Source organism: Nonomuraea sp. NPDC051298, from assembly GCF_055586305.1.
In genome coordinates, this window is sequence record NZ_JBVJIM010000002.1 from 635,722 (window position 1) to 642,995 (window position 7,274).

6 protein-coding genes are annotated in these 7,274 nt (G+C 71.5%); all 6 read left to right on the top strand.

Annotated elements, in window-relative coordinates; translation table 11 throughout:
- Positions 1 to 324: 324 nt before the first annotated feature.
- A complete protein-coding gene (ftsZ, locus tag ACZ6S0_RS08260) occupies positions 325 to 1,779 on the top strand; it encodes a cell division protein FtsZ (RefSeq protein ID WP_465914596.1) in 1,455 nt (484 codons plus the stop codon).
- 136 nt (positions 1,780 to 1,915) lie between these two features.
- On the top strand, positions 1,916 to 2,608 hold the full coding sequence (locus ACZ6S0_RS08265) for a YggS family pyridoxal phosphate-dependent enzyme (RefSeq protein WP_465914598.1): 693 nt from the start codon (positions 1,916 to 1,918) through the stop codon (positions 2,606 to 2,608).
- 138 nt (positions 2,609 to 2,746) lie between these two features.
- A complete protein-coding gene (locus ACZ6S0_RS08270) occupies positions 2,747 to 3,247 on the top strand; it encodes a cell division protein SepF (protein WP_465914600.1) in 501 nt (166 codons plus the stop codon).
- 80 nt (positions 3,248 to 3,327) lie between these two features.
- Complete coding sequence (locus tag ACZ6S0_RS08275; protein ID WP_344891563.1) at positions 3,328 to 3,615, top strand: YggT family protein; 288 nt, start codon at positions 3,328 to 3,330, stop codon at positions 3,613 to 3,615.
- A 105-nt stretch (positions 3,616 to 3,720) separates the two neighbouring features.
- The gene (locus tag ACZ6S0_RS08280; protein ID WP_465914603.1) at positions 3,721 to 4,593 is read left to right on the top strand and encodes a DivIVA domain-containing protein; all 873 of its coding nucleotides are present in this window, start codon (positions 3,721 to 3,723) and stop codon (positions 4,591 to 4,593) included.
- 67 nt (positions 4,594 to 4,660) lie between these two features.
- Positions 4,661 to 7,228 carry a hypothetical protein gene (locus tag ACZ6S0_RS08285; RefSeq protein WP_465914604.1) on the top strand — a complete coding sequence of 856 codons (2,568 nt, stop codon included), beginning with the start codon at positions 4,661 to 4,663 and terminating at the stop codon, positions 7,226 to 7,228.
- Positions 7,229 to 7,274: the final 46 nt, after the last annotated feature.

The following is a 7,274-nucleotide window of genomic DNA, read 5'->3' on the forward strand; positions in this document are numbered from 1 at the left end:
GGGTCTGGCAACCCCGGGGCAAGAGCATGGCCCAGCCTGTGCGAGGTGGGGCTCCCGGCGTGAGAGCCTGTAAGCCGGACTTTCGGCAGTGGAAGGCCGCGACCAGGCGCGACCGCGGAGCGAAACGGACAGCCCGCGACACGCCGGACGTGCTTGCGGCGCGGTTAGTTGACCCGCCTGGAGCGTAACTCCTACTGTCCGTATCAATCCTCAGGTTGACATAAATCTAAATCTCAACCTGAGGTCGAGAGTTACCCGAACTGACAAAAAGCGGAGACAATCCGCACCGAAATGGCAAGTCAACGAGCGGAAAGGCCCCTCGTCGTGGCAGCACCGCAGAACTACCTCGCGGTCATCAAGGTCGTCGGCATCGGCGGCGGCGGAGTCAACGCCGTCAACCGGATGATCGAAGAGGGACTCAAGGGCGTCGAGTTCATCGCGATAAACACCGACGCCCAGGCGCTGCTGATGAGTGACGCCGATGTGAAACTCGACGTGGGCCGCGAACTCACGCGCGGACTGGGCGCGGGCGCCAACCCCGATGTCGGCCGCAAGGCGGCCGAGGACCACCGTGAGGAGATCGAGGAGGTCCTCAAGGGGGCCGACATGGTCTTCGTCACGGCGGGCGAGGGTGGTGGCACGGGCACGGGCGGCGCTCCCGTCGTGGCCAACATCGCCAGGTCGCTGGGCGCGCTCACCATCGGCGTGGTGACCAGGCCGTTCAGTTTTGAGGGACGGCGCAGGGCGTCGCAGGCCGAGGCGGGCATCGAGACGCTGCGCGACGAGGTCGACACGCTGATCGTGATCCCCAACGACCGGCTGCTGTCGATCTCGGACCGCCAGGTGAGCGTGCTCGACGCGTTCAAGGCGGCCGACCAGGTGCTGCTGTCGGGTGTCCAGGGCATCACCGACCTGATCACCACTCCCGGTCTGATCAACCTCGACTTCGCCGACGTCAAGTCGGTCATGTCGGGCGCCGGTTCCGCCCTCATGGGCATCGGCCACGCGCGCGGCGACGACCGTTCGGTGGCGGCGGCCGAGATGGCGGTCTCCAGCCCGCTGCTGGAGGCCAGCATCGACGGCGCCCACGGCGTGCTGCTGTCGATCGCGGGCGGCTCCGACCTCGGCCTGTTCGAGATCAACGAGGCGGCCCAGCTCGTGTCCATGGCCGCCGCGCCCGACGCCAACATCATCTTCGGCACGGTCATCGACGACGCGCTCGGCGACGAGGTGCGCGTGACGGTGATCGCGGCCGGCTTCGACGACGTGGCGGGCCCGGCGGAGAAACAACTGCCCCGCCCGGCGGGCCGTCCCGCCGCCCAGCCCGTCGCGCCGCCCGTATCGTCTCCTGCGCGGCCGAGCGTGTCGTCCCCGAGCGTGAAGTCCGAGGCGTCCGCGCTGCGTCCTGAGCCGCGCGCTGAGGTGCGTCCTGAGGCCCGTGGCGACTTCCGCCCCGAGTCCCGGCCCGAGCCGCGCGCCGAGTTCAGGCCCGAGCCGCGTCCGGACTTCAGGCCGGAGTCGCGCCCCGAACCCAGGCCGGAGCCGGTGCGCCCGGTGGAACCGGTGCAGGCCGCGGCGCAGGACCCGCTGCGCGATTCGAGGCCCGACGACGAGCCCGCGGACGAGCCGTCCGGCCCCGTCTCGATCCCTCGGCCCGCGCCCGAGCCCGCCAACCCGCCCACGCCCATCACCTCCCGCATGTCGGAGCCCGCCAAACGTCCTCGGGTGATCTTCGAGGAGCAGGAAGAGGAACTCGACGTTCCCGACTTCCTCAAATAGCCGGCGAAGAGCCGTCCGCCTGACGCCGCTCCCCGCAGTGACAAGGGAGCGGCGCAGTCGTGTGCGTACGGCCGTCAGCAGGAAGCCCGCGAGCGGGCGGGCGAAGGCGACCCGCGGGCAGGAAGGGGAGGGGCACGTGAGAAGGGACGAGATCGCGGCCGGTCTCGCCGAGGTCGACGCGCGCATCGCCGAGGCGTGCCGCGCGGTGGGGCGCGACCGGGGCGAGGTCACGCTGGTCGCCGTCACCAAGACGCGGCCCGCCGACGACGTGCGCATCCTGGCGGACCTGGGCGTGCGCGACGTCGGCGAGAACCGCGACCAGGAGGCCGCGGCCAAGGCCCGCGAACTCGCCGAGTTGTCCCTGACCTGGCACTTCGTCGGCCAGTTGCAGACCAACAAGGTCCGCTCGGTCGTCGGGTACGCCGACGTGATCCACTCGGTCGACCGGCTCAGGCTGGTGGAGGCCATCAGCAAGGAGGCCGTCCGTCAGGGCCGCGGCGTCGGCTGCCTGCTGCAGGTGGCGCTCGACGACGACCCGGCCAGGGGCGGCGTGCGCCCCGCCGACCTGCTCGCGCTCGCCGACGAGGTCGCGCTGGCCGAAGGGGTGTGGCTGGGCGGCGTCATGGCGGTGGCGCCGCTGGGCGAGGAGCCGGCCAAGGCGTTCGCCCGGCTGCGGGATCTGGCGGTGAGCCTCCAGGAACAGCACCCGCGGGCCACTATGGTCTCGGCGGGCATGAGCGGGGATCTCGCGGAGGCCATCGCGTACGGCGCGACACACGTGCGGGTCGGTACGGCGTTGCTCGGTCGTCGCAAGCCCTTCGTCAGGTAATGTCCCCTCAAGTGGGTCTTCAGGCCCGCGACCAAGTAGAGGTCGATCAGCGGTGAGCTCCAGGGGGGTACGCCAGCCGCCTCGGACACGGCGACGGGCCCGAGCGAGTGCGACCATGAGCAGGAGGACGACGTAGCGATGGCCGGCGCGATGCGCAAGATGGCGGTCTACCTCGGTCTCGTGGAGGACGACCGCTACGAGAGGTACGAGGCCTACACCGACGACTACACCTACGAGGACGAGGTGCAGCGCGGCGGCGAGGAGCGTGCCGTGGCGGTCCAGGACCGCGACGACGAACCCGAGGCAGGGGTCCCCGCGCCCAGGCCCGCCACGACGGTCCTGGAACGCCGCACGACCGATCTGGCCCGCATCACCACCCTGCACCCCCGCACGTACAACGAGGCGCGTACCATCGGTGAGCACTTCCGTGACGGCACCCCGGTCATCATGAACCTGACCGAGATGGTCGACAGCGACGCCAAGAGGCTGGTCGATTTCGCGGCAGGTCTGGTCTTCGGCCTACATGGCAGCATTGAACGTGTTACCAACAAGGTGTTCCTGTTGTCCCCCGCCAATGTCGAGGTGACCGCCGAAGACAAGGCCCGAATCGCGGAACGCGGGTTCTTCAACCAGAGTTAGAGTCTCTGTATGCCTATCGGAAGCAACCCGGTCTCCCCAGGACCGGGAGGGCACATCAGAAGTGGAGGCGCGGCCGGGCCGTGGAGATCGTCAGTGGGATCTTGGTCGTTGTCCTGTCTCTCTATTTGGTGCTGCTCATCGGCAGGATGATCTTCGAGACGGTGCAGGCGTTCGCCCACCATTGGCGGCCTACGGGCGTCGTCCTGGTGCTGGCGGAGGCCATATACACCGCAACCGACCCGCCCCTCAAGTTCCTCCGCCGTTTCATTCCTCCGCTCCGGTTGGGTACGGTGGCCTTTGACCTAAGCTTCACTGTCCTGTTCATCGTGGTCCTGATCTTGATCCAGTTCGCCGGATGGCTGCGATGAACGGGGCCGGTGGGGCACCGGTCATGATCCAACTCGTGTCCGCGCTGAAGTGATTCGGGTTACCGTCCTCCGGACAGACTCCAAGCGCGCCAAGGAGACCAAAAAATGCCGCTGACGCCCGCTGATGTGCGGAACAAGCAGTTCAGTACCACCCGGCTGCGGCCGGGCTACGACGAGGAAGAGGTCGACGCCTTCCTCGACGAGGTGGAGGCTGAGCTCGACCGCCTGATCCAAGAGAACGAGGAGCTCCGCGCCAAGCTGGCCGAGTGCCTGCGCGGGAAGGTGCCGGGCGGCATGAACATGCCCATGGCCTCCGCGCCGATCCAGGAGCAGCCCAAGCCGGAGATGATGGCGCCGCCGCAGCCGGAGCCCATGCGGGCGCCCGAGCCGCCGCCGGTGCAGCAGCCGCCGATCCCCGTTGCCATGAGCATGCCTCCCCCCGAGGACAACATGGACACCGCGGCCCGCGTGCTCGCGCTCGCCCAGCAGACCGCCGACCAGGCGATCGCCGACGCCCGCCGGGAGGCGGACGAGACGGTGACCCGCGCCAGGCGCGAGGCCGACGAGATCCTCACCAAGGCCCGCCGCCAGGCCGAGCAGGTCATCGGCGACGCCCGCGCCCGCGCGGAGACGCTCGAGCGCGACGCCCAGGAGCGGCACCGCCAGGCGATGGGCTCGCTGGTGCAGACCCGCGACGAGCTCGAGCGCAAGGTCGAGGAGCTGCGCAGCTTCGAACGCGAATACCGCAGCCGCCTCAAGCTCTACCTGGAGAACCAGCTCGCCGAGCTCAACGTCTCCGCCGAGGGCAGCGGTGGCTTCCCCGTGATGTCCGGTGGCCCGCAGGGTCAGGCTCCCGCGATGTCGCACGCCGTCCCCCAGGGTCAGCCGCCCCTTCCCGGCGGTCCCAACCCGTTCGGCAACGAGGCTCCGCAGGGCGTCTTCCCCGGAGTTGACGGTCCGCACAACGACCGCCGGTAAAATAGCGCGTCGCTAGGCTAGGACCTGTCACTCGAAAGAGCCCCCTGTGATCCTTATCAGTGCTGGTTTGGTGCTCGCGGCAGTGGTGTTGCTGATCGCGGGCTTCGTACTGGCGAAGCCGTTCCTGATCATGTGGTCCATCGTGGTCAGCGTGCTGTCCGCGCTGTTCCTGGTGATCGGGGCGTTCCTGCGGCGTAACGAGCTTTTTCCCGGAGGTGGGCAGGCCGCTGCGCCGGCCAACCCCCCGAAGGGGCTCCTGCCGCCCGCTCCGCCGTACACCCAGACCGGTCCGACGGCTCACCAGCCGCCCCCGCACCCCCGGCCGCATCCGCAGCCGCCGCAGCGCTCGGCGACCGTGCCGAGCCCCGCAGCGCGTCGGCCCGCGGCGAGCGGCATCGCGGCGGACGCGATCGTGCTGGTGATCCCCGGCCGCAAGCGCTACCACGTCCCCGGCTGCAAGCAGTTGGCAGGGCGGGAGCACGAGGAGCTCACGTACGAAGAGGCACGCGAGGAGGGCTTCACGCCCTGCACGACGTGTCTGCCGGACGCCGCGCTCGGCGGACGGCAACTACCGCCTGCCGCCGACCCCGAGTCCGTCGTCACCCCCGGCCCCGCTCCTCTCGCCGAGAGCCGAGCCGAAACCTCCGCGGAGACCCGCGCCCTACGGCCGCCGGTCACCCCGCCGAAGCCCGACACCAAGGCTTCCACCCCCAGCCCGGAGTCTGCCGCCGCCCACGAGGACGGCGCCACCCGGTGGTTCGGCCCTTCCCCTGCCGCCCCGGCGGGCCAGGCCAAGGGCTCCTCCTCCTCCGCCGCCTCCGACGCCGATTCGCCGGACGATCAGCAGGCGGAGTCAGAGACTTCCTACTTCCGGCCGCCGCCTTTCGCGCGCCGCGCCGATGGCACGCCTGCTTCCGGCAGGCCCTCCTCCGCCGCCTCCGACGACCCCTCCTCCGGTGAGGCCACGCCCGCCGAGGCCCCCTCCCGCGACGCCACGTCCGGTGAGGCCGCGGCCCGTGAGGCCGCCTCCCATGGGGCCGCGTCCCGCGACGCCAAGTCGCGCGGGGCCGCGTCTCGTGAGGTCACGTCCCGTGGGGCTGCGTCTCGTGAGGCCGCGTCTCGTGAGGTCGCAGGCGAGTCTTCGCCCGGCAGGCCCTCTTCGGGCAGGCCGTCCCCGTCCGACCGCACCACCGCCGACCGGGCCTCCGCCGACCGGCCTTCCTTCGACCGGCCCTCTTCTGAGCGGCCGTCCGCTGAGCGGCTATCGTCAGGCCGGTCTGGTTCGGGTGAGCCCTCTGCCGACGAGAGCGTGACCTCCCCGAGCGTGACCTCCCCGAGCGTGGCCGGTCCGGCGAGCAAGCCCAAGACGGCGGGAGGCAAGCCCTCGCAGGCCACCCCCGCCGCCACCGCCTCTGCTGGCACCTCGGCTGCCACCACCTCGTCTGCCGCCGTCTCCCGCGCCTCTTCGAGCGACTCGTCCGGTGCCTCCTCCCGTACCCCTTCCGGGGGTTCCTCCGGAGCGCCTGAGCGGTCCGGCCAGTCCGGTGACAAGCCCGGACGGCCAGGGGAGCCGCCCGTGACGTCCGCGGGCGCGTCCGGGGCGGGCCGACCGGGTGCTTCCGCCGGGCAGTCAGGGCGACCGGGTGCCAGCGGCCGATCCGGTGGGCCGGGTGGCGCCGCCGGGTCGTCCGAGCGAGCGGGTGGCGCCGGGCAGACGGGCGGCAGGCCCGGACACACAACCAGCAGTACTCCGCCGCGTACCGGACCCGCGGGAGGCAAGACCACGCCGCCTCCCGATGCGGAGGACGACGACTCCGGCGGGCCCGCGACGGCGCCGCAGCCGCGGGTGACCGCTTCCGGCGGGCTCGGGCGGCCTGGGCCTTCGGGTGGGGGCGTCAAGCCGTCCCAGCGTCCTTCTGGGCCCGTCGAGGAGCCGTCCTCGCCGGGGGAGACCGTGGTCCTGCACGAGCGGCCCGCGTCCTCGGCCGAGTCGACCGCCAAGCCCAAGGGCCCGCTGCCCACGGGCACCCCCGCAGCCGGGCGACCGGGCGACAAGCCCGGCACCAAATCCGCCACTGGGCCCGCTACTGGGCCGGAGGCGAGACCGGGCGGCGTCCCGGGGAAGACCGGCTCGGCCGGTTCCGGCGGGCCCTCCGGGGCGAGCGGCTCACCCGGGTCCGGGCGTCCGCCCTCCGCCGGGCCGGGGTCCAGGACGGAGGCCCCCAAGCGTGAGACGGCCACGGGCGGCGAGCAGTCCAAGGGCTCCGCTCCCAAGGCCACCCCTGCCACGGGGGAGACGCCGAAGGGCGGCGGTTCTCCATCCGCAGGCGGCTCGGAGTCTCGGGGCGGTACGGCCGCGGCTCCGTCCAAGACGGGGAGTGCCGGCGCGGAGGCTTCCGGTGGCAAGGCCGGTGAGGCGTCCGCCGGTTCCAAGGGGAGCGGTGAGGGTGGCAAGGGCGACCGTTCGGTGTCTGTGAAGGTCATCATCGGCACCCGCCGCTACCACAGCACCGCCTGCCCGCTGATCCGTGGCGCGGGTGACACCGGCGTGGAGACCATGACGCTCGCCGCAGCCGAGGCGGCCGGGCTGACGAGCTGCTCGGTCTGCCAGCACGACCGCGAGACGGTCGGCTGAGGACTGAGGTGGCCGCGCACCTCCTGCGCTGGTGTGGCCGGGGAGA